Raw genomic sequence first — 19976 nt, 5'->3', positions numbered from 1 at the left:
ATTCCTAATAATTGGCTAAAAATATTTCTATATCTATTTGGCTGGATTCAATAGAATTAACAGTTTCTATGGATTTAGTTATTTGTGATTTTGTTTGCTCAGTTACTTTTTGAATTTTCTTAACTGATTGACTTATGCCTGAATGTATTACAGTATTATTATTTTCTATGGTTGCAAAATTTTGACAAATAAGTTGATTGCGTTGAATTATGTGAGTATAAACCTGGACACTTTTCTCGCTAGTATTTATGAACGTAATTAGATCTGTAACCAGTTTTTCTCTTATTTCGCTTTGTTCTAGCAACATATCCATCATTTGTTCATCATGCCGATCTATAAATTTATCTAACAATGAGTCAATAAGATAGCTAATTAAAGCACTTGCTAAACCACTTATGATTCCTATAAATACAGATGCTATTACATCAGCAATAGGTGTCAATATTGGTAAGTTAACAGTTAAGAAAGCTGCAATTGTATCTGTAAAAGTTAATGCAAATGTCGTAATAAGCGTAGTTGATAGTAATTTTATAGCATTAGCCCATATTTCTGTTTTGCTCATACCTTCCGGTGGAAAAAATATCATTTTAAATACTCGGTAAATAGCTCGAAAGCCTTCACGTATCATGGTAACTATTTTTTTAGCAGTTGAAATAAAGTTATTTATAATAAACGTAAATAGATTACTCAGAAAACCACTAATTCCACCTTTTATACTATCTTTCAATATATCGGGAACTTTACAGATAAAAGCCCTTATATTTCTTTTTATTCTATTATTGAACTGTTTTAGTGATTTCTTATCTAAAATATTTTCATCTCTTACAATAATTTTAACTTCATTAAATGTGATATTTATAACTTCAATCATTAGTGAGCTGAATGCTTGCTTAACTCCCATATCTATGGCTTGTTCTCCACCTGAGGAAAGGATTTCTTTTGTTTGTTTTTTTAATAATTCTTTGTTACCTTGAGATTCAATATATTTTTGAGATTTTTTTTCTTCTTTTTTCATTAATTCATCATTTACACCTAATTCTTTTTTTCTTTCGATCGGTGTAGATTCAAGGAATTCAGAGTTAGTTTTCTTTCCTTTACTTCTATTTATTGAGGCATTGGTAGGTGCAAGATTTTGGTCATTATTTGCAATATCTCGCAATCTTTCTCTACCGCTATCCGTACCTGTATTATATGCAAGATGATATTTCTTATTTGAATCAATTTTTTTTAATGGAGTAATATGATCCAAATCTACACTTGTAGAATCCTCAAACTCTTTCCCAGTATATTTGTCAATGCCACCTGCTTTGTACTTTGCTTTTTTCTCATTCCAAGCGCGATCAGTATAATCAGAACGTTCAAACTTCTTGTTTGCCTGTTCATAGCTAGCATGATCTCGTTCATGAACGTAACTATTATCTTCTCGCTTAAAATTTTTTAGTGTAGTTACATTACCTCCATCACGATCGGTAAACATACCTTTGCACAATCCTAGAGCACTAAGAGTTTGCGAAATAACAGTATCCTGGCATTCTTGAAATAATTGCTCTAATCGCTTTTGTTTTAATGTTTTTTCTTTAGTATTCATATTTTATTCCTTCAAATGAGGGACTTTAGCCATTCAGTAAAATTATTTGTCAGAATCTGTCTTAAATCATCATCATGCCAAATTTCTATTATTTGTCCTTTATGTCCTAGTTCAGTAGGAGAAAGATCAATACATATATTGTTACCATAGCCATGAGTTGTAATTGGAATCCAAGATATATTCCACCAAGAATTTTTAATCTCAGGTGAACTATTTCCTATAACATCTTTAAATTCTCCAGCATCTAATAGGTCTTTCCATATTTGCTACTCTTTTTGAATTCGTTGTGTAGATAATGCTTGTAACCAATTAAATATCCCCACGGCATTTCTTTTTTGTCCATTATGTATTTTCAAATATGCCTTAAAGTCTGCTGGTAGTTTTACCCCAATAGATAACTCTAATATGGCAATTTCTTTTTCAGTTGCAGCTGGATTTAGATCAGCAATAGTGTTTTGAGAACAAGTGGATTTTAATTTTTCAATTAATAGGTTCATATATTTAATAAATTTATTTTCTGAATATTCTGCCAATCGTTAAATAGTTACGCAGTTTTTGTTCAATTTGTTGCTGCAATTCCTGCGGTGAAATAATCACCAAATGCGGAATCCAATATTGCACCAAAGGAATAACATCCATTTCATTTACATTGGGACAGGCGAGAATTAATCCGCCGTAGTCGAGTTTTCTCACTAATTCTTGATTGGGCAATAAATTGCGACGTAAGAAATAAGGTGCAGCAAATTTTGATACTTGGATAATTACTTCAGCGAGTTGGTTACCGTGGGATAAGCTGTCGTTTTCTTTGATGCTTCGTACCAAATTTTCGTCGGGCGTAAAGGTTTCGGGAAGCTCGCGCAACAGACTCATTTGAGTGAAACAAAAGGTTTTTTGTTTGCCTTGGTCGGTACCGATGACATACCACACACCGTTTTTGTTTAGAAGCGAATAAGGTGCAATTTGGTAATGTTTGATTTCGCCATTGTTTTTGCTGTATTTGAATATCAAAACACGATGATTTTCCACCGCACTTTTCACCATATCAAATTCTCTTCCATAATGGCTGATGTCTTCATATTGCAAGCCTTTCACTTGCACGGATTGCAACAATTTTTCTTCATAAAAAGTGCGATCGATTTTAGGAAATAATTGGCTGATACTGGCAAATTTAGCAAAACGTTGAATATCGTCAGGTGTTAAATGCCCGAGTTTTTTACGATCGAGTTGATAATAAGGATGCTTATCTTCATTCCAATTCAGAAATGCAAAACGTTCCGTTAAATCGCGACGAATCGTTCTTTCGGAAATGCTATATTGTTCGGCGAGTTTTTTTGCATTAAGCCGTTCGCCTCGGTTAAGACGAATTAGTATATCGGCTAGTCGAAAAGCAAGTTTTTCATCAGCCATATTGGTTCCTATTGGATTAAAATTTTCTAAATTTTAGAAAATGAAATTGACAGGTTATGTCAGAAAAAACTGTTTTTAAGATTTTAAAAAATTAGCTTAACTATAAAGTAAATTATAACAAAGTAAAGTAAACTAATGTAAAGTAATTGTAAGTTTTTACGAAATGTATATCAAATGATTAATATATGAGCAGATATTTTTTAATAGGCTAATCGCATTTCCTAGAAAATTCACCTTAAGTTCGGGCGGTTTACGTTTCATTCGGCGGAAATGTGATCTACCGCAAATAACCCACAAGTCAGACAAGACAAACGCCGATTTTCCCGTTATGATAAAACAAAAATAAAAAAAGGAGGCATTTATGCAAACCTGGACGACTGAAATGTGGCAAGCCGCAGGCATTGGGCTCGGCGTGGGCGTTGTCATAACTTATCTCATTTTGCGCCTCACCAAAGGTTCGGTTAAAAAACAGGCGCAAACCGAAAGCGAATTGCAACAAACCAAATCCGCCCTGCAAAAACAGGAAGAATTGCTGGAAAAACACTTTGCGGAAAGTGCCGATTTATTTAAAGTGCTGGCGCAGGATTATCAGAAAATTTACCGTCATATGGCGAAATCTTCCGACGAATTAATGCCGGATGCCAAAACTAAAGGATTGTTCCTGCAAAGTTTTATGAATTCCGATAAATCCACCGCCGCCGTTGAGAAAGATCATCAGCCGCGGGATTATTCGGAAGGTTCTTCCGGTCTGTTTAAAGCGGAACGCTAATCAAATCAAGAGAAAAAGAGCGGGTATTTTATCGGCTCTTTTTTATTCTCCGTCGAAAAAACAATGAAAATTTTGCCCGCACTTTGATCGAAAAATGTTATTCCAACGCCCGCAGGAGGCTCATATGAAAAATAAAATATCTTTATATTTAATCGCTGTGATTGCCGCCGGCTTCGTCCGTTTTGCTGCGGCGGAAGCAAACGGTGCAAACGACGTCAAGTTGAATCGCGCCGTTCAGGTGTACAAAAAAGCGGATTTGCTTAAATGGAATCGTGAGAAAACCGCAGGCGGCGAAGGCGAATTGTTAGGAGATTTCGCTTTCACTCGCCACCAAACAGACAGTCGGGATGCGTTCAAAGAAATCGGCTGGCTTACCCTGCCGAAAGGAGCGTCAATCGGTTTGCACAAACACAATGACAACGAAGACGTTTACATTATCGTATCCGGCAAAGGGTTATTTACTGACGGAAACGGTAAAGAAACGGCGGTAGAAGCCGGCGACATTACCATCGCCCGGCCGGGGCAATCTCATGCCTTGAAAAATATCGGCGACGAACCTTTAATATTCCTCAACCCCGTCGCTAAATTGACGAACATGCCAACAAAATAATCACAAAAACAATGAAAAAACTGACCGCACTTTTTTATCTGCGTCTCAAAGCCGGTATGCTTTCGACGAATGGCGACGCAGATTTTAATGAAATCTTAACAAATTCTCGGCAACGGTTCGTTGGTGGGTAAATCCAGTAAACGGCTTTGTCCGAAAATTCCCGCCAAACGCACTTTTTTGTCTTCGGTCACCTCGCCGATGAGGGCGGCATTTTGGCCTAATTGATGGCTGTGAAGTGCGGTCAGAATTTCCGCTGTTTTTTCAGCTTTGGCAATAATCACCAACTTCCCTTCGTTGGCGAAATTTAACGCTTCCAGCCCCAGAATTTCACAGATTCCGCGAACTTCGCTGCGAATCGGTAACGCCGCTTCTTCAATGCGCATGCCCAGGTCTCGAGCTTGCGCATATTCGTGCAACACGGCATTCACGCCACCGCGCGTGGCATCGCGCACGGCTTTTATTCCGTCAATCGGACGAAGCAAATCAATTAACGGCGTCAGCACGGCGCAATCGCTTTGCAATGCCGTCTGAATGCCGAGATTTTCCCGTAAGTTTAAAATCGTCGCGCCGTGATCGCCGATGGTGCCGCTAATGATAATTTGATCGCCCGCTTCAATGCGGTGAGCGCCCCAGTCAAGATTTTCGGGAATCACGCCAATGCCGCCGGTATTGATGAAAATTTTATCCACGGCGCCTTTTTGCACCACTTTGGTATCGCCCGTTACCACCTGAATGCCGGCTTTTTGACAGGTTTCCGCCATAGCCTGAATGATGGTTTTCAATTCACTCAACGGCAAACCTTCTTCCAAAATAAATCCGCAGGATAAATATTTTGGCACCGCGCCGCCCACGGCGATGTCATTCGCCGTGCCGCAAACCGCTAATTTACCGATATTGCCGCCGGGGAAAAAAATCGGATCGATAACGAAACTGTCGGTAGAAAAGGCTAATTTTTGACCGCGCTTTGTCAGTTCATCTAAAGGAATGCGGGCCTGATCTTCTCCTTGCGCGAGAATGGGATTGTTAAACGCGTCGAAAAAATATTCCCGGATCAGTTTTTGCATTGCCGCACCGCCGTTGCCGTGCGCCATGGTGATAAAATCAGTCATAAGAATCCTTTTGTGATTGACTGCAATAAAATTGAAACCATTGAGGCATACCTTTCGTATGCCTCATCAACCTTTGTTTTAACCCGGCGGGCGCTTATTCCCGGCGGTATTGATAATATGCCGCACAGGCGCCTTCGGAAGACACCATTAATGCGCCGTAAGCGTTATCAGGATTACAGCCCGTCCCGAACAACGGACAATCGGCGGGTTTGCATTTGCCCGTCAGCACATCGCCGCAGCGGGAATCGGGATCGTCCGCCACGCGTTGGGGCTGACTGTGAAAATAAATTTCCGCATCAAATTGACGATATGCCGGCGTCAATTCCACGCCCGATTCTTCGATTTCGCCCAATCCGCGCCATTCGCTACGGGCTTTCGGTTGAAAAACCTCCGCTATGGCGCGTTGCGCCAAAGCATTACCGTTCTCATGCACGATACGTTTGTACTGATTCTCTACTTCGCAACGTCCGTCCGCAAATTGCTGCACCAACATCACGATAGATTGCAAAATGTCCAGCGGTTCGAAACCGGTAATAACAAAAGGTTTATGAAATTGGTCGCACAACGTTTGATAAGGTTGCGAACCAATCACCATGCTAACATGTCCCGGCGCGATAAATCCGTCTATTTTGATTTGATCCTGCGACAGCAGACTGCGCAGAGTCGGAATAATCGTGATGTTCTGACACACAATACGAAAATTCCGTACGTCCTGTTTTTTTGCCTGTTGCAGCGTGACTGCCGTACTTGGCATGGTAGTTTCAAAACCCAGGGAAAAAAACACCACTTGTTTATCCGGATTATTCCGCGCCAGAGTTAAAGCGTCCAACGGCGAATACACAATACGAACGTCCGCACCTCGCCCTTTGGCTTCCAGCAACGAACCTTTGCGTCCTTTCACCCGCATAGCGTCGCCGAAGGTACAGAAAATCACATTCGGTTTTTCCGCGATTTCAATGCAAACGTCAATCCGTCCCATCGGCAACACGCAAACCGGGCAACCGGGGCCGTGAATAAATTCAACGGACGGCGGCAACAGACGATCCAGCCCGAATTTGAAGATCGTATGGGTATGACCGCCGCAGACTTCCATTAAATATAACGGATTTTCCGCCGTAAAGTGCGGTAAATTTTTCATGAGTTTTTTCAGCCGTTGTACCAGACTTGCGGCCAGTTCCGGAGCGCGGAATTCATCAACAAACCGCATGTTAATTTCTGCCTAACCAATTCAGCCAATTCTGCATGCCTTCGCCGGTGACGGATGAAAGCCGAATCACTTCGATATTCGGATTAATGCGTTTGGCGTTTTCGATGCATTTGTCCACGTCGAATTTCAGATATGGCAACAGATCGATTTTGCTTAAAATCATCAAACCGGACGCCGCAAACATATGCGGATATTTCAACGGTTTGTCTTCGCCTTCCGTCACGGATAAAATCACTACTTTTGTTTTTTCGCCCAAATCAAATTCGGAAGGACACACCAAATTGCCCACGTTTTCGATAAACAGAACGGAATCCGCCTGCGGTTTTAATTTCACCAGCGCATCGGCAATCATTTTGGCGTCCAAATGACAACCTTTTCCCGTATTCACTTGAATTGCCGGCACACCGGTTTCGCGGATGCGTTCGGCATCGTTTTCCGTTTGCTGATCGCCTTCAATTACGTAACAAGTGCGGTCGTTTTTTAACGCGTTTAAAGTGGCGGTTAACAGCATGGTTTTGCCGGAACCCGGACTGGAAACCAGATTTAAGGTCAAAATATGATTTTTTTCAAATAATTGACGATTTATCTCCGCCAGTCGGTTATTTTCTCCCAACACGTCCTGCTCGACCTTAAGCAATCGTTTTTGATGTTCGTCCGGCTCGGTCGAATGAAAATGTGAATGCGAAAAGTTCGGTAATTTGACCGCACTTTGCTCATGCGAATGGTCGTGCGAATGAGGCAATTCGCCTATTCGAACTTGATCCGGGTGACCACAACCACAGGTCGTACACATAATGCTCTCCCACGTTATGAACGTTGTTATAAAATTGTAAAAACAAAAACGGAGTTAGCATAGCACTAACCCCGTCGGATGGAATTGACCGAGATCAATTCCCTACTCATCAGCGGGAATTTCAGCTTGACAATGCGGGCAATCCAAAAAATGTTTTTCGTTATTATGTACGATGTAATGCCCCATTTTCTTGGCTTTGGTATCAAGATAGCCCACGTTATAGCGATTTTCGCCTACGTTCAGCGGCACTCTTTCCACCACATTGATTCCCGCCGCTTTCATGGTTTCGATTTTTGCCGGATTATTGGTCAGCAACCGCACCGCTTTCACGCCCAACTGCTCAAAAATATCGGCACACACGGAAAAATTGCGTTCGTCCGCTTTAAAGCCGAGCGCCAGATTCGCTTCAATGGTATCCATTCCCTGATCCTGCAAGGCATAAGCGCGGATTTTATTAATTAATCCGATACCGCGCCCTTCTTCACGATGATAAACCAACACACCGCGACCTTCCTGGCTGATTTGGCGCAAAGCGCTGGCAAGCTGAAAACCGCAATCGCATTTCAAACTGTGTAAAGCGTCGCCGGTTAAACATTCGGAATGAATGCGCGCCAGCACGGGTTGTCCGTCTTCCACGTCGCCCATGACCAAAGCCACATGTTCTTTTTTAGTGTCGGGAAATTCAAATCCCACAATTTTAAAAATACCGAATTCCGTGGGTAAAGTGGCTTCAGTCACACGCTGAATTTTTGCCATAAATAAATTCCTTATTCTGATTTTGCCGCACTAATGATAGAATGCCGAATTTGATTAAGACGTCATCATTAGGAGCTGTATTTATGTTAAAACGCCTGTCATTATATACGTTTTTACTCTGTCTTGTGCCAATTTTTGTATGGATTTTTTCCTGGAAATGGGCCGGAGACGCTCATCTTACGCAATTTGATCATTTTCTTTATTGGCTAACGGAAACCGGCAGTTCGCCTTATGCCGTCATCACTTGCGCTGTGTTTGCGTTGCTTTTCGCTCCAATTTTCCCGACCCGTCAAAAGTGGATTCTGGCGGTCGTTGTGATGGCGCTCGCCACCTGCGTCACCCAAGGCATTAAAAGCGTTTCCAAATCCGTTTTTGCCGAACCCCGTCCGTTTATTATCGAACTTACGGAAAAATCCGGCGTTTCCGCGGAATATTTCTATGATCACCCGCGTCAACAGCGGGAAGTGCTGGTGAATCAATTCTATGCCGACAAACCGGAAACCCCGGATTGGTTAAGCCGTCACCGCGAAAACGAAACCGGCTACTCTTTCCCTTCCGGTCATACTATTTTTGCCGTCACCTGGCTGTTACTGGCGGTCGGTTTCACGGAAATTTACGGTCGATGCAAATCCACCTCCAAACTCTTAGTGGCGGGAACCTTTCTCTGGGCGTTATTAATGCTTGTCAGCCGTTTACGCCTCGGCATGCACCATCCTATCGATCTGTTGGTCAGCACCTTGATTGCCTGGATAATTAATTGCAGCATTTTCTGGTATTTACGAAAAAAAGCGATCTTCGTCAAAGAATAAAACGGAAAGTGCGGTTAAAATTTTCAAAGTTTTTTATATAAGGAGAGATGTATGTTATACGGATTTGATATCGGCGGTACAAAAATCGAACTCGCCGTATTCAATGACAAATTGGAAAAACAATACAGCGAACGCGTGCCGACCCCGCAGGAAAGCTATGAAGACTGGTTGTCCGCCATTGTGAATCTGGTACAAAAGGCCGATGCTAAATTCGGTTGCAAAGGCTCCGTGGGTTTAGGTTTGCCGGGTTTCGTCAATCGCGAAACCGGCATCGCGGAAATCACCAATATTCGTATCGCCGATAACAAACCGATTTTAAAAGATCTGTCCGAACGATTGGGACGCGAAGTTCGGGCGGAAAACGACGCCAACTGCTTCGCCTTGTCCGAGGCCTGGGACGAAGAAAATCAACAATATCCTTTCGTGTTAGGATTAATTCTCGGCACCGGTTTCGGCGGCGGTTTGGTGTTCAACGGCAAAGTTCACTCGGGCAATATCGGCATGGCGGGCGAATTGGGCCATATTCAGTTGAATTATCACGCGCTGAAACTGCTCGGTTGGGATAAAGCGCCGATTTACGAATGCGGTTGCGGCAACAAAGCCTGTTTAGACACCTATCTTTCCGGCCGCGGCTTCGAAATGCTGTATCGCGATCTGCAAGGCGAAGCTTTATCCGCCAAAGAAATTATCGATAATTTTTACGCAGGCGATAAAAGTGCGGTCGAATTTGTCGAACTTTTTGTAGAATTGGCGGCAATTTCCATCGGAAACATTATCACCGTGTTGGATCCCCATTTAATTGTGCTCGGCGGCGGTTTATCCAACTTCGATTATCTCTACGAAGCGCTGCCGAAAGCGCTGCCGCGCCATTTAATGCGCAGCGCCAACGTGCCGACCATTAAAAAAGCCAAATACGGCGATTCCGGCGGCGTACGCGGTGCGGCGGCGTTGTTTCTGGAAAAATAATACGTTTCCTCAAAAAGTGCGGTTAAATTTGACCGCACTTTTGTTTTTTAGGCGTAAAATATTATTGTCGTAATCGGTTACGGAGGAAAACATGGCAAACAAAAGTCTAACACGGCAAATATTCGACTATGTGCTGACACAATACGGTTCGCAGCCGGAATATTTATGGAAAACCTATCCCGATTACGCGGTTTTGCGCCATCAGGATAATCGCAAATGGTACGCCATTGTCATGAACGTACCGAAAGCCAAACTGGGACTGGCGGGAACGGAGGCCATCGATGTCATGAACGTAAAATGCTCGCCGGAAATTCTCAGCACATTCCTCGCCCAGGACGGCTTTCTGCCTGCCTATCACATGAATAAATCCCATTGGCTGACCGTCCGCCTCGACGGTTCGGTGGATAATGACACAATTTTCTTTTTACTAAACGCCAGCTTCGATTTAACCGCCACCCGGCAAACCAAAAAACGGCTCGGTATCGCCCGTTATACGGAATGGATCGTGCCCGCCAACCCGAAATATTATGATGTGGAAAAAGATCTGCGCGAAGGCGGCGAAATTCTTTGGAAACAAAGCAATAATGTGGCGCCGGACGACATTGTGTATATTTATGTCACCGCGCCGACGGCGGCAATCCGTTACAAATGTTTGGTGTTGGAGGTAAACATTCCGTATCGCCGACGCCATGATCATTTGCAAATAAAACGGGTGATGAAAATTCGCTGCTTAAAAGAATACGACAAAACATTGATTCCCCGCGCCAAAATGGCGCAATTCGGCGTTTCCGCAGTGCGAGGCCCGCGTCATATGCCTTACGGCTTAAAGCAGGAAATTGATTTGATAAGCGATGAGTAACGTAAAAGTGCGGTCAAATTTTTCATTGTTTTTGTGAGCCGTCTCACAATTTTTACAAGTCGTTTTGCCTTTTCGCTCAAATCGGATTAAACTGAGCGCCATTAGTCGGGGTGCTGCATTTTGCGGCTGAGATAATACCCGTGAACCTGACACAGCTAATACTGGCGTAGGAAACTAATTGCAACCTTCTAAGGTCGGATTTCCGGCAGAATCGCCTGCCGCCTTCCATTAAATCAATTTTTCCTTTCCCCCAGATTGCCGGTCAATTTCATTTTGAATACGAAAGGAAACGCTATGCAATCCCATTATTTACCTCTTGTTCGCAGCCAAACGCCGCTTGTTCACTGCATGATTAATCTTGTAGTCACCAATTTTTCCGCCAACGGTTTGCTGGCATTGGGCGCTTCGCCTTTTATGTCCGTTACGCCGGAAGAAATTGCTGAAATTCAGAATTTCGCTCAAGCGCTATTGATTAATATCGGCACAATCAACGAAACCGATGCCAAAGCCATGCTGATTGCAGGCAAGGCCGCTAACAAAGCGGGTGTGCCCGTCGTATTAGATCCCGTAGGCGTCGGAGCCACCGCCTTTCGGCAAAAAATCATCAAACAACTGCTGGCCGAAATTAATTTTGCCGTAATCCGCGGGAATGCGGCGGAAATCGCTTTTCTGGCCGGAATAAACTGGCAAGGAAAAGGCGTCGATGCCGTAACCGGCGGCGATGCTGCCGATTTAAGTCGTCTTGCGAAAACCGTTGCACAAAAATATCGATGTATTACCGCTTTAAGCGGTGAAATCGATTTTATTAGTGACGGTAAAAATGTTCGCCAAATTCAAAATGGTACACAGTTATTCCGGAAAGTGACAGGGTCGGGATGCTTATTGGGCGCCGTAATCGGTGCATTTTTAGGCGTTGCGCAACCCGCCGATTATTTTGCCGCCAGCATTGAAGCCTGTGCGGTGTACGCCGTCGCCGGCGAACTTGCCGCTCGGGATCTGAGCCGTGAATCCGGCACCTTTGCAATAAATTTTATCAATCGGTTAGGGACAATTGATGCGCTCCAACTTGCCGATAAAGCACGAATCAGTGAAATATAAGGAGCAAAATATGACCATACCGCAAGTTCTGACTATTGCCGGTTCCGACAGTGGCGGCGGCGCCGGTATTCAGGCGGATCTCAAAACGTTCCAAATGCGCGGCGTATTCGGCACTTCAGTCATTACCGCCGTTACCGCACAAAACACTTTAGGCGTTTTCGCGATTCATCCCGTTCCGCGGGCGATCATTCAGGCTCAGCTAAAAGCGGTGGCGGAAGATTTCACTCTTTCCGCAGTGAAAATAGGTATGCTGGGCAATGCCGAGATCATCGACTGTGTAGCGGAAGGATTAGAACAATATTCGTTGCCGAATATTATTTTGGATCCCGTCATGGTTGCCAAAGGCGGTTCGCCGTTGTTACAACGAAACGCCGTAACGACTTTAAAAAAACGGTTGATTCCCAAAGCGCATGTCATCACGCCGAACATTCCCGAAGCGGAAATCATTACCGGCATTAAAATCCGAAACGAACAGGCCGTTTTCGATGCCGCAGAAATTTTACACGAACTGGGCGCAAAAACAGTGATCATTAAAGGGGGCCATCTTGAAAATTCGCAAAGCGAGCGGTGTAAAGATTGGTTTTTTTCGCCGCAAAATCATTTCGTGCTGGAATCCCCGCGCATTGATACCCGACATACCCACGGCACAGGTTGTACATTTTCCGCCTGCCTCGCCGCGGAAACGGCAAAAGGCAAAGGCATAGAACAAGCCGTCCGCATAGCGAAAGACTACATTTCCGCCGCGATTGGCCATTCGTTAAACATCGGTCATGGACACGGACCGACAAACCATTGGGGCTATCAAGATGAATAACATCAGATCCATGCTGCCCGTTTATTTTATTGCCGGAACGCAAGATTGCCGCCATTTAACCGGTTCGCCGGCGGAAAATTTGCTCAATATTCTGCAGCGGGCGTTAACGGCGGGCNNCTTTCAGTTCCGCGAAAAAGGTATAAATTCGCTGGCGCAAGATCCGCCGTTAAAACGCCGGCTTGCACGACAATGTCAGCAATTATGTCGTCAATTCAACGTTCCCTTCATTATCAACGACGATATTGAACTGGCTTTGTCCATTCAGGCGGACGGCATTCATGTGGGACAACAAGATACGCCGGTGGAAAGCATTTTAGCCCGCGCCGCTTATAAACCCATTATCGGCTTATCTATCAATACGTTAGAACAGGCGATGGCCAATAAAGATCGCCCGGATATCGACTATTTCGGTATCGGGCCGATTTTTGCCACTCAATCTAAAGCGGATCATGCGCCGATTGTCGGTTTGGAATGCATTCGTCAGGTTCGCCGAGTTGGCGTGACAAAGCCCTGCGTTGCTATCGGCGGCATAAACGAAACGAACGTATCGGACGTGCGAGATTCCGGTGCGGACGGCGTTGCGGTGATTTCCTCCATTAGTCAATCTGCGGATATCGCCCGTACCGTTCGGGCGCTCGCTTTACAACAACAAACGCCGCTTAATAAAAGTGCGGTCAAAATTTAAGAAGTTTTTTGCGCTAAAAAAACGTTTAAAATTCCGCCCGCACTTTTCGCTTTAATCCCTTCGGCAAAAACGATAAGATATCGCCCATATTCAATACAAGGAGCAAACGCAATGCCATTTAATTTAAAAAACCGTCATTTATTAAGCTTAGTTCATCATACGCCCCGTGAAATCCAGTTTCTGCTCGACTTGGCGCGGGATTTAAAACATGCCAAATACAGCGGGACGGAACAACCTCGCCTGAAAGGCAAAAATATTGCGCTGATCTTCGAAAAAACCTCAACCCGCACCCGCTGTTCCTTTGAAGTTGCGGCCTATGATCAGGGCGCGAACGTGACCTATCTCGATCCCGTTTCTTCCCAAATCGGACATAAAGAAAGCATTAAAGACACCGCGCGCGTGCTGGGCCGTTTATATGACGCCATCGAATATCGCGGCTTCAGCCAGCAAATTGTGAACGATTTAGCCAAATATTCCGGCGTGCCGGTATTTAACGGTTTGACCGACGAATTCCACCCGACTCAAATGCTGGCGGACGTGCTAACCATGCTTGAACACAGCACCAAACCGCTCAATGAAATCAGTTACGTGTACATTGGCGACGCCCGTAATAATATGGGAAATTCCTTGCTGTTAATCGGCGCAAAATTAGGCATGGACGTACGCATTTGCGCACCGAAAGCTTTGTTACCGGAAGACAATTTGGTCGCAATGTGCCGGGAATTTGCCGAAGAAACCGGCGCGCGCATTACCGTGACGGAAAATATTGACCGCGCGGTATGCGGCGTGGATTTTGTGCACACCGATATTTGGGTGTCCATGGGTGAACCGATTGAAGCCTGGGGCGAACGTATCGATTTACTGATGCCGTATCAGGTGACGCCGGAATTGATGAAACGCACGGGCAATCCTAACGTGAAATTTATGCATTGTTTACCGGCGTTCCATAATTGCGAAACTACAGTGGGACAGGAAATTGCGGCAAAATATCCGGCGCTGGCAAACGGCATCGAAGTGACGGAAGACGTATTCGAAAGCCCGATGAATATTGCCTTCGAGCAAGCGGAAAACCGTATGCACACCATTAAAGCCGTGATGGTTGCCTCGTTGGCTTAATCTTAATCTTCCGCTAAAAAAACTCGACAAAAAATCACCGCACTTACATAACCTAAGTGCGGTGATTTTCTATTTTAATCATTAAAATGCAACAGGCTTTATTTTTAATAAACCGATTGCTATTCCAATTCCGCCAACATTCCCAAAACCATATCGGAAGATTGTTTGGCGGCGATGGGCAAAAATTCTTCGAAGGACATGCCGGCTTCGCCGTCTCCCGCATCGGAAATGGCCCGCACCACCACAAAAGGCACGCCGAAAACATGGCAAACATGGGCGATCGCCGCCGCTTCCATTTCTACTGCCGTCACTTGCGGAAAATCCGTTTTAATCTGCGCTAAACGTTCACCGCCGGCAATAAAACTATCGCCGGAACAAATTAATCCTTTTTTCACATTATGCCCTTGTTTTTGCGCGATTTTTTCGGCAAGTGCGGTCAATTTTTCGTGCGATTTGAAGGTGGCGGGACAAGCGGGCAACTGCCCTTTGGCATAACCGAACGCCGTCACATCCGCGTCGTGGTAAGCGGTTTCCGTGGAAATCACAATATCGCCTACTTTCAAGCCTTGAGCCACGCCGCCGGCAGAACCGGTATTGATAATCACATCGGGGCGGAAACCCTGTAACAATGCGGTTGTACCGATTGCAGCCGCAACTTTGCCGATTCCGGACTGTAACAATGCCACGGATTTTCCCTCAATTTTGCCTTCAAAAATGACCGCACTTGCCACTTTAGTTACGGTTCTATCGGTCATTAAACCGGCTAAAATTTCCACTTCCTGTGCCATAGCACCGACAATCCCTATTTTCATTCCGCTTTTTCTCTCGTTAATTCTTTAATTAAATAATCCATCACCGCAAAGGTGTAATCGTCATTATATAAAGTACTGTTCGTTAAGGCATATTTCCCTTGAATCACCACAAAAGGATAGGTAAACACGCCGTATTTTTCCGTCATTTCCACCATATCGTTCAGGGCGGCGGCAATTTCCGGCGAATTATACATTTCTTTGAACGTTCGCCCGTCCACACCTTTTTTTTCCAGCCATTTCAATAAATTATCCATTTTTGATAATTTATTGTACATTTGCTTATCGGAAGTTTCCAGCAACAGACTGTCCGCCACATCCTCCCGTCCAACCGCCTGAAGACTGTAAAAGGTACGCGCCGAAAACTGCGCTTTCGGTAACGCAACCGGGTAATTTTTTACCATGACGCTGTTCGAATTAAGTTGGGCGTAAAGTTCCAATACATCCTGAACGTCGGAACAATTTCGGCAATCGTAATCAAAAAAAGACTGTACTAAAATTTTATTGTCCGTTTTTTCATCAATTTTAACCGGCGAACTGTAGGAAAAATAATCTTTTCCGTCCTTAAAGCGCGGATTTTCAAAACGAGAAGACTCCGCCGCATTTTTGGCAAAGGCGGTTGGAATCAATAACAGTAATAAAAAATAAGGCCAGAACTTCATCGTTTATTTCGCCTGATTTGCTCCGTTAAACTCATTCGCCACGGGTTCGATATAATCCACCAACAACTGCACGTCGCGATTACCGCGGAATTCGTTAATATCCAATTTATAAACCAATTTTGCCGCATGCACCGAAAGGTCGGGATAACTGCGAGTATCGATATTAAAGGCAATGGCGTCCAATAATTGCCCGCCTTGCGCAGGTTCCACCAACATTTTGAGATGCCGCTCCCCTACCAGCCGTTGCTGGAGAATTTTAAATTCACCGTCAAACACCGGTTCCGGAAAAGCCTGTCCCCAAGGGCCGGCGGCACGCAATATTTCGGCGGTTTGGATACTCAATTGCGGCGGCGTTAATTCACCGTCCGTCCACAGCGTACCTTTTAGTTCGTCATCGCCGAGCCATTCTGTCACGACTTCATTGAAAACCTGCTGGAAGCGCTCAAATAACGGTTCGCGAATGCTTAATCCCGCCGCCATGGCATGTCCGCCGAATTTCAGAAGCATATCGGGATGGCGACTGTGAACGCGTTCAAGCAAATCGCGCATATGCACGCCGTCCACCGAACGGGCGGATCCTTTCAATACGCCGTCGCTATCCTGCGCGAAAGCAATCACGGGACGGTGAAACTGATCTTTAATACGCGAAGCCAGAATCCCCAATACTCCCTGATGCCAATCCGCCTGATACAGCACGACACCAAGCGGTAATTCCTGCCGAAGTGCGGTCAGATTTCGGCAAATATCCAGCGCTTCCTGCTTCATGCCTTGCTCGATTTCTTTGCGGGTTTGATTTAAATCGTCCAGCTCTAACGCCAAAGCGCGCGCCTGTTCCATGGAGTCCGCCAGCAATAATTCGACACCGATGGACATATTATCTAACCGCCCCGCCGCATTTAAACGCGGCGCAATGGAATAGCCCAAATCACCGGCCGTCAGTTGACGGATGTCTTTATTCGCCACTTCCACCAATGCCTGAATGCCGTAACGACAACGTTGCGCCCGAATTCTGGCCAAGCCTTGATAAGCTAAAATGCGGTTATTTTGATCCAACGGCACCACATCGGCGATAGTGCCCAATGCCACAATATCCAGAAGTTCCGTGAAATTCGGCTGAGTTTTGCTATCAAATTGTCCCATTTCCCGTAACTTAGTGCGCAACGCCAGCATGACATAAAACGCCACGCCGACACCCGCCAGCGATTTAGACGGAAATGTGCAACCGTTCAGATTCGGATTCACAATCGCATCGGCGGCGGGCAAAGTTTCCGGCGGTAAATGGTGATCGGTTATCAGCACTTTTACGCCGTGCCGTTTTAAATAATCCACGCCCTCATGGGAAGACACGCCGTTATCCACGGTAATAACCAATTCGGCGCCCTGTCGCACCGCCATTTCCGCCACCGCAACACTGAGCCCGTAGCCTTGTTCAAAACGGTTTGGAATTAAAAAATGAACATCGGCGAAACCCAGACTGCGCAAAGCCAATACCGTCAATGCCGTACTGGTGGCGCCGTCGGCATCGAAATCACCGACAATCACAATCTTGCGTTGTTGAAATTCCGTTAATAAATTGACCGCACTTTCCATGCCGGACAGCAAATTCGGGTTCAGCATAGAGGCTAAAGTGCGGTCCAATTCTTGTGCGTTTTGGATATGACGGGAACGGTAAAGCCGATCCAGCAAAGGATCGCTACAAACGGATATTCCGTTCGGCAATGGACGTCGTTGAATAATTTTTTTCACGAATGGTTATAACTCTTAAAACAAAAAGCCGTTGAATACAACAGCTTTTCTCAATCTTCTATTCACAATGCTGCATACCTAAGATTGTTCCGCCGAAATTTTATCAAACGGAAAAACCTTCCCTTTCATACCACAGCAAAAAAGAACTGTTTCCCGCCCATTATAGGCGGTGCTGACTTTTTTTCAAGCCAAAGGCGGTAAGGGCTATTCTTTCAGTGCCGCCAGCAACTGCGCGGGCGGCAAATATCCGCCGATTAATTCGCCGCTTGCGGTAACGATACTCGGCGTACCGCGTACGCCCATTTTCACGCCCAACTCATAATGCTTTTTCACCACATCCGGCATTTTCAGCTGTTTAGGAAAATTACCGTTTTCGGCATCATTAAACGCCTGAATCTTATCCGGCGCGGTAAAAACCGCTTCCATTCTGTGCGCGTTTTCATCCATGCCTCCGCGCGGGAACGCCAAATAACGGACGGTAATGCCTAAGTCATTGTATTCTTTAATCTGTTCATGCATTTTGCGACAATATACGCATGACGTGTCGAAAAAAAACGTCACCACGTGCTTTTCCTGTTTAGCCGGATAAACAATCATGCTGCTTTTGTAGCTTTCCAGCGTGCCCATCAGGGATTTCGCCGTCACGTCCACCGGCCCTTTGTCGGTTAATTCGAACAATTTTCCCTGCAGTACGTATTTGCCGTCTTCGCTGACGTATAACATTCCTTCTTCCGTATTTACGGCTTTTAACCCTTTGATCGGCGAAGGTTTAATCTCAATTTGTTTCGCGCCTAATTTTTTCAGATTTTTGTGAATTGCCGCGTCGTCCGCCATCGCATTGACGGACAGCGTCAGCGCCGAAAGTGCGGTCAAAAAAAATGAAGTTTTTCCCATGATTCGTTTCCTGTTTTGTGCCTGAATCCGCCTGAATAAATTCCCGAATTATAACGGGATTGCATAATTGTACAAGGAAAGATTCATTAATATCCGCGATTTAAACCGCAAACGGTGTAGAAAAAACGCCTGAAATAGCCTATAATCACGCCTTATTTTTCTCAGTGAAATCAAGACAATGTTTGAAATTAATCCTGTAAAACACAAAATTGCAGACTTAACCTCCCGCACCGATGTGCTTAGGGGGTATCTTTGACTTCGACGCTAAAGTCGAACGTTTAGAGGAAGTCAATGCCGAACTGGAACAGCCGGATGTATGGAACGAGCCGGAAAAAGCGCAGGCTTTGGGTAAGGAACGTTCTTCCTTAGAAGCGGTTGTGGATACCATTAAAAAGCTCGATCAAGGGCTGGAAGATGTGGACGGTCTGTTGGAATTAGCCGTTGAAGGCGAAGATGAAGAAACCTTTAACGAAGCCGTCGCCGAATTAGAGGAACTGGAACAACAGTTAGCCAAATTAGAATTCCGTCGCATGTTCAGCGGCGAGCATGACGCCTGCGATTGTTACGTGGATCTACAGGCGGGCTCCGGCGGTACGGAAGCGCAGGACTGGACGGAAATGTTGTTGCGGATGTACTTGCGCTGGGCGGAAAGCAAAGGCTTTAAAACCGAATTGATGGAAGTGTCCGACGGCGATGTGGCGGGGTTAAAATCCGCGACGGTAAAAATATCGGGCGAATATGCGTTCGGCTGGCTGCGCACCGAAACGGGTATTCACCGTTTAGTGCGTAAATCGCCGTTCGACAGCAACAACCGTCGCCATACTTCTTTTGCGGCGGCTTTCGTTTATCCCGAAATTGACGATAATATTGACATCGAAATCAATCCCGCGGATTTGCGTATCGACGTATATCGCGCCTCCGGCGCCGGCGGTCAGCACGTCAACCGGACCGAAAGTGCGGTGCGAATTACCCATATTCCAAGCGGTATTGTGGTGCAATGTCAAAACGATCGTTCTCAGCACAAAAACAAAGATCAATGTATGAAACAGTTGAAAGCCAAGCTGTACGAAATGGAATTGCAAAAGAAAAACGCCGATAAACAAGCTCTGGAAGATTCTAAATCCGACATCGGCTGGGGCAGTCAAATCCGTTCTTACGTGCTGGACGATTCCCGCATTAAGGATTTGCGTACGGGCGTGGAAAATCGCAATACTCAAGCGGTGTTGGACGGCGATTTGGATCGTTTCATCGAAGCCAGTTTGAAAGCGGGCTTATAGCC

Annotated in this window: 20 protein-coding genes, 1 pseudogene and 1 riboswitch; of the genes and pseudogenes, 10 read left to right on the top strand and 11 right to left on the bottom strand. The window is 45.1% G+C overall.

Annotated features, from left to right (window positions below):
* Window positions 1–4: 4 nt before the first annotated feature.
* The 3 genes and pseudogenes from P7M01_RS01280 to P7M01_RS01270 all read right to left on the bottom strand — a co-directional run bounded on the left by P7M01_RS01280 (window position 5) and on the right by P7M01_RS01270 (window position 2995).
* Window positions 5–1588: a hypothetical protein gene (locus P7M01_RS01280; RefSeq protein WP_317485947.1), complete on the bottom strand. Its 1584-nt coding sequence runs from the start codon at window positions 1586–1588 to the stop codon at window positions 5–7.
* A gap of 11 nt (window positions 1589–1599) precedes the next feature.
* Window positions 1600–2085: pseudogene (locus tag P7M01_RS01275) on the bottom strand (SMI1/KNR4 family protein).
* A gap of 13 nt (window positions 2086–2098) precedes the next feature.
* Window positions 2099–2995 (bottom strand): helix-turn-helix transcriptional regulator, encoded by an 897-nt coding sequence (locus tag P7M01_RS01270; RefSeq protein WP_317482801.1) that lies wholly within the window; start codon window positions 2993–2995, stop codon window positions 2099–2101.
* Between the two features lie 361 nt (window positions 2996–3356).
* Here P7M01_RS01270 and P7M01_RS01265 point away from each other — a divergent pair, with 361 nt between their 5' ends.
* Window positions 3357–3764 (top strand): YhcB family protein, encoded by a 408-nt coding sequence (locus tag P7M01_RS01265; protein WP_317477470.1) that lies wholly within the window; start codon window positions 3357–3359, stop codon window positions 3762–3764.
* Window positions 3765–3888: 124 nt separating this feature from the next.
* Window positions 3889–4374: a cupin domain-containing protein gene (locus tag P7M01_RS01260; protein ID WP_317482800.1), complete on the top strand. Its 486-nt coding sequence runs from the start codon at window positions 3889–3891 to the stop codon at window positions 4372–4374.
* Between the two features lie 95 nt (window positions 4375–4469).
* Here P7M01_RS01260 and hypE read toward each other — a convergent pair whose 3' ends face one another.
* The 4 genes from hypE to ribA form a co-directional block, all read right to left on the bottom strand.
* Complete coding sequence (gene hypE, locus P7M01_RS01255; RefSeq protein ID WP_317482799.1) at window positions 4470–5483, bottom strand: hydrogenase expression/formation protein HypE; 1014 nt, start codon at window positions 5481–5483, stop codon at window positions 4470–4472.
* 94 nt (window positions 5484–5577) lie between these two features.
* Complete coding sequence (gene hypD, locus P7M01_RS01250; RefSeq protein WP_317482798.1) at window positions 5578–6690, bottom strand: hydrogenase formation protein HypD; 1113 nt, start codon at window positions 6688–6690, stop codon at window positions 5578–5580.
* A 1-nt stretch (window position 6691) separates the two neighbouring features.
* Entirely contained in the window at window positions 6692–7483 is a 792-nt protein-coding gene (gene hypB / locus P7M01_RS01245; RefSeq protein ID WP_317482797.1) for a hydrogenase nickel incorporation protein HypB, read from the bottom strand.
* A gap of 102 nt (window positions 7484–7585) precedes the next feature.
* Window positions 7586–8239, bottom strand: a complete 654-nt coding sequence (ribA, locus tag P7M01_RS01240) for a GTP cyclohydrolase II (RefSeq protein ID WP_202937452.1) — start codon at window positions 8237–8239, stop codon at window positions 7586–7588.
* 83 nt (window positions 8240–8322) lie between these two features.
* Between ribA and P7M01_RS01235 the strand changes: the two genes are divergently transcribed.
* From P7M01_RS01235 to P7M01_RS01205, 7 genes are all read left to right on the top strand, one after another.
* A complete protein-coding gene (locus tag P7M01_RS01235; protein WP_202937451.1) occupies window positions 8323–9048 on the top strand; it encodes a phosphatase PAP2 family protein in 726 nt (241 codons plus the stop codon).
* A 51-nt stretch (window positions 9049–9099) separates the two neighbouring features.
* Complete coding sequence (nagK, locus tag P7M01_RS01230) at window positions 9100–10014, top strand: N-acetylglucosamine kinase (RefSeq protein WP_202937450.1); 915 nt, start codon at window positions 9100–9102, stop codon at window positions 10012–10014.
* 91 nt (window positions 10015–10105) lie between these two features.
* Entirely contained in the window at window positions 10106–10873 is a 768-nt protein-coding gene (locus P7M01_RS01225) for an MmcQ/YjbR family DNA-binding protein (protein ID WP_317477476.1), read from the top strand.
* A gap of 96 nt (window positions 10874–10969) precedes the next feature.
* A riboswitch (TPP riboswitch) is annotated at window positions 10970–11063 on the top strand.
* Between the two features lie 104 nt (window positions 11064–11167).
* Entirely contained in the window at window positions 11168–11971 is an 804-nt protein-coding gene (gene thiM / locus P7M01_RS01220; RefSeq protein ID WP_317482796.1) for a hydroxyethylthiazole kinase, read from the top strand.
* Between the two features lie 10 nt (window positions 11972–11981).
* A complete protein-coding gene (thiD, locus tag P7M01_RS01215) occupies window positions 11982–12785 on the top strand; it encodes a bifunctional hydroxymethylpyrimidine kinase/phosphomethylpyrimidine kinase (protein WP_317482795.1) in 804 nt (267 codons plus the stop codon).
* Window positions 12778–13470: a thiamine phosphate synthase gene (gene thiE / locus P7M01_RS01210; protein ID WP_317486319.1), complete on the top strand. Its 693-nt coding sequence runs from the start codon at window positions 12778–12780 to the stop codon at window positions 13468–13470. Before thiD ends, thiE begins: the two co-directional genes overlap by 8 nt.
* Window positions 13471–13581: 111 nt before the next feature.
* Window positions 13582–14586, top strand: coding sequence for an ornithine carbamoyltransferase (locus P7M01_RS01205; RefSeq protein ID WP_317481945.1), 1005 nt, complete (start codon window positions 13582–13584; stop codon window positions 14584–14586).
* Between the two features lie 119 nt (window positions 14587–14705).
* Here P7M01_RS01205 and P7M01_RS01200 read toward each other — a convergent pair whose 3' ends face one another.
* From P7M01_RS01200 to dsbC, 4 genes are all read right to left on the bottom strand, one after another.
* Entirely contained in the window at window positions 14706–15398 is a 693-nt protein-coding gene (locus P7M01_RS01200) for a 5'-methylthioadenosine/adenosylhomocysteine nucleosidase (protein ID WP_317477481.1), read from the bottom strand.
* Window positions 15395–16057, bottom strand: a complete 663-nt coding sequence (locus tag P7M01_RS01195; RefSeq protein ID WP_317481943.1) for a thiol:disulfide interchange protein DsbA/DsbL — start codon at window positions 16055–16057, stop codon at window positions 15395–15397. The genes P7M01_RS01200 and P7M01_RS01195 overlap by 4 nt, the downstream gene beginning before the upstream one ends.
* A gap of 3 nt (window positions 16058–16060) precedes the next feature.
* A complete protein-coding gene (gene recJ / locus P7M01_RS01190) occupies window positions 16061–17803 on the bottom strand; it encodes a single-stranded-DNA-specific exonuclease RecJ (RefSeq protein ID WP_317482793.1) in 1743 nt (580 codons plus the stop codon).
* Window positions 17804–18007: 204 nt separating this feature from the next.
* Window positions 18008–18697 (bottom strand): bifunctional protein-disulfide isomerase/oxidoreductase DsbC, encoded by a 690-nt coding sequence (gene dsbC / locus P7M01_RS01185; protein ID WP_317486318.1) that lies wholly within the window; start codon window positions 18695–18697, stop codon window positions 18008–18010.
* A 178-nt stretch (window positions 18698–18875) separates the two neighbouring features.
* Between dsbC and prfB the strand changes: the two genes are divergently transcribed.
* Window positions 18876–19974 (top strand): peptide chain release factor 2 gene (gene prfB / locus P7M01_RS01180; protein WP_317482791.1). Its coding sequence is split into 2 segments (ribosomal slippage): window positions 18876–18950 and window positions 18952–19974, totalling 1098 coding nucleotides; the frame shifts between segments, so codons are not numbered across the junction.
* The last annotated feature ends 2 nt before the right edge of the window (window positions 19975–19976 follow it).

It is taken from the genome of Exercitatus varius, from assembly GCF_029577735.1.
GTDB lineage: Bacteria > Pseudomonadota > Gammaproteobacteria > Enterobacterales > Pasteurellaceae > Exercitatus > Exercitatus varius.
Note: the sequence above shows the minus strand (reverse complement) of the source record. Positions and strands in the feature narration are given on the sequence as shown.

Coding starts and splice junctions, on each gene's coding strand:
- P7M01_RS01280 (WP_317485947.1), bottom strand. CDS start 1,588: ATGAATACTAAAGAAAAAACATTAAAACAAAAGCGATTAGAGCAATTA.
- P7M01_RS01270 (WP_317482801.1), bottom strand. CDS start 2,995: ATGGCTGATGAAAAACTTGCTTTTCGACTAGCCGATATACTAATTCGT.
- P7M01_RS01265 (WP_317477470.1), top strand. CDS start 3,357: ATGCAAACCTGGACGACTGAAATGTGGCAAGCCGCAGGCATTGGGCTC.
- P7M01_RS01260 (WP_317482800.1), top strand. CDS start 3,889: ATGAAAAATAAAATATCTTTATATTTAATCGCTGTGATTGCCGCCGGC.
- hypE (WP_317482799.1), bottom strand. CDS start 5,483: ATGACTGATTTTATCACCATGGCGCACGGCAACGGCGGTGCGGCAATG.
- hypD (WP_317482798.1), bottom strand. CDS start 6,690: ATGCGGTTTGTTGATGAATTCCGCGCTCCGGAACTGGCCGCAAGTCTG.
- hypB (WP_317482797.1), bottom strand. CDS start 7,483: ATGTGTACGACCTGTGGTTGTGGTCACCCGGATCAAGTTCGAATAGGC.
- ribA (WP_202937452.1), bottom strand. CDS start 8,239: ATGGCAAAAATTCAGCGTGTGACTGAAGCCACTTTACCCACGGAATTC.
- P7M01_RS01235 (WP_202937451.1), top strand. CDS start 8,323: ATGTTAAAACGCCTGTCATTATATACGTTTTTACTCTGTCTTGTGCCA.
- nagK (WP_202937450.1), top strand. CDS start 9,100: ATGTTATACGGATTTGATATCGGCGGTACAAAAATCGAACTCGCCGTA.
- P7M01_RS01225 (WP_317477476.1), top strand. CDS start 10,106: ATGGCAAACAAAAGTCTAACACGGCAAATATTCGACTATGTGCTGACA.
- thiM (WP_317482796.1), top strand. CDS start 11,168: ATGCAATCCCATTATTTACCTCTTGTTCGCAGCCAAACGCCGCTTGTT.
- thiD (WP_317482795.1), top strand. CDS start 11,982: ATGACCATACCGCAAGTTCTGACTATTGCCGGTTCCGACAGTGGCGGC.
- P7M01_RS01205 (WP_317481945.1), top strand. CDS start 13,582: ATGCCATTTAATTTAAAAAACCGTCATTTATTAAGCTTAGTTCATCAT.
- P7M01_RS01200 (WP_317477481.1), bottom strand. CDS start 15,398: ATGAAAATAGGGATTGTCGGTGCTATGGCACAGGAAGTGGAAATTTTA.
- P7M01_RS01195 (WP_317481943.1), bottom strand. CDS start 16,057: ATGAAGTTCTGGCCTTATTTTTTATTACTGTTATTGATTCCAACCGCC.
- dsbC (WP_317486318.1), bottom strand. CDS start 18,697: ATGGGAAAAACTTCATTTTTTTTGACCGCACTTTCGGCGCTGACGCTG.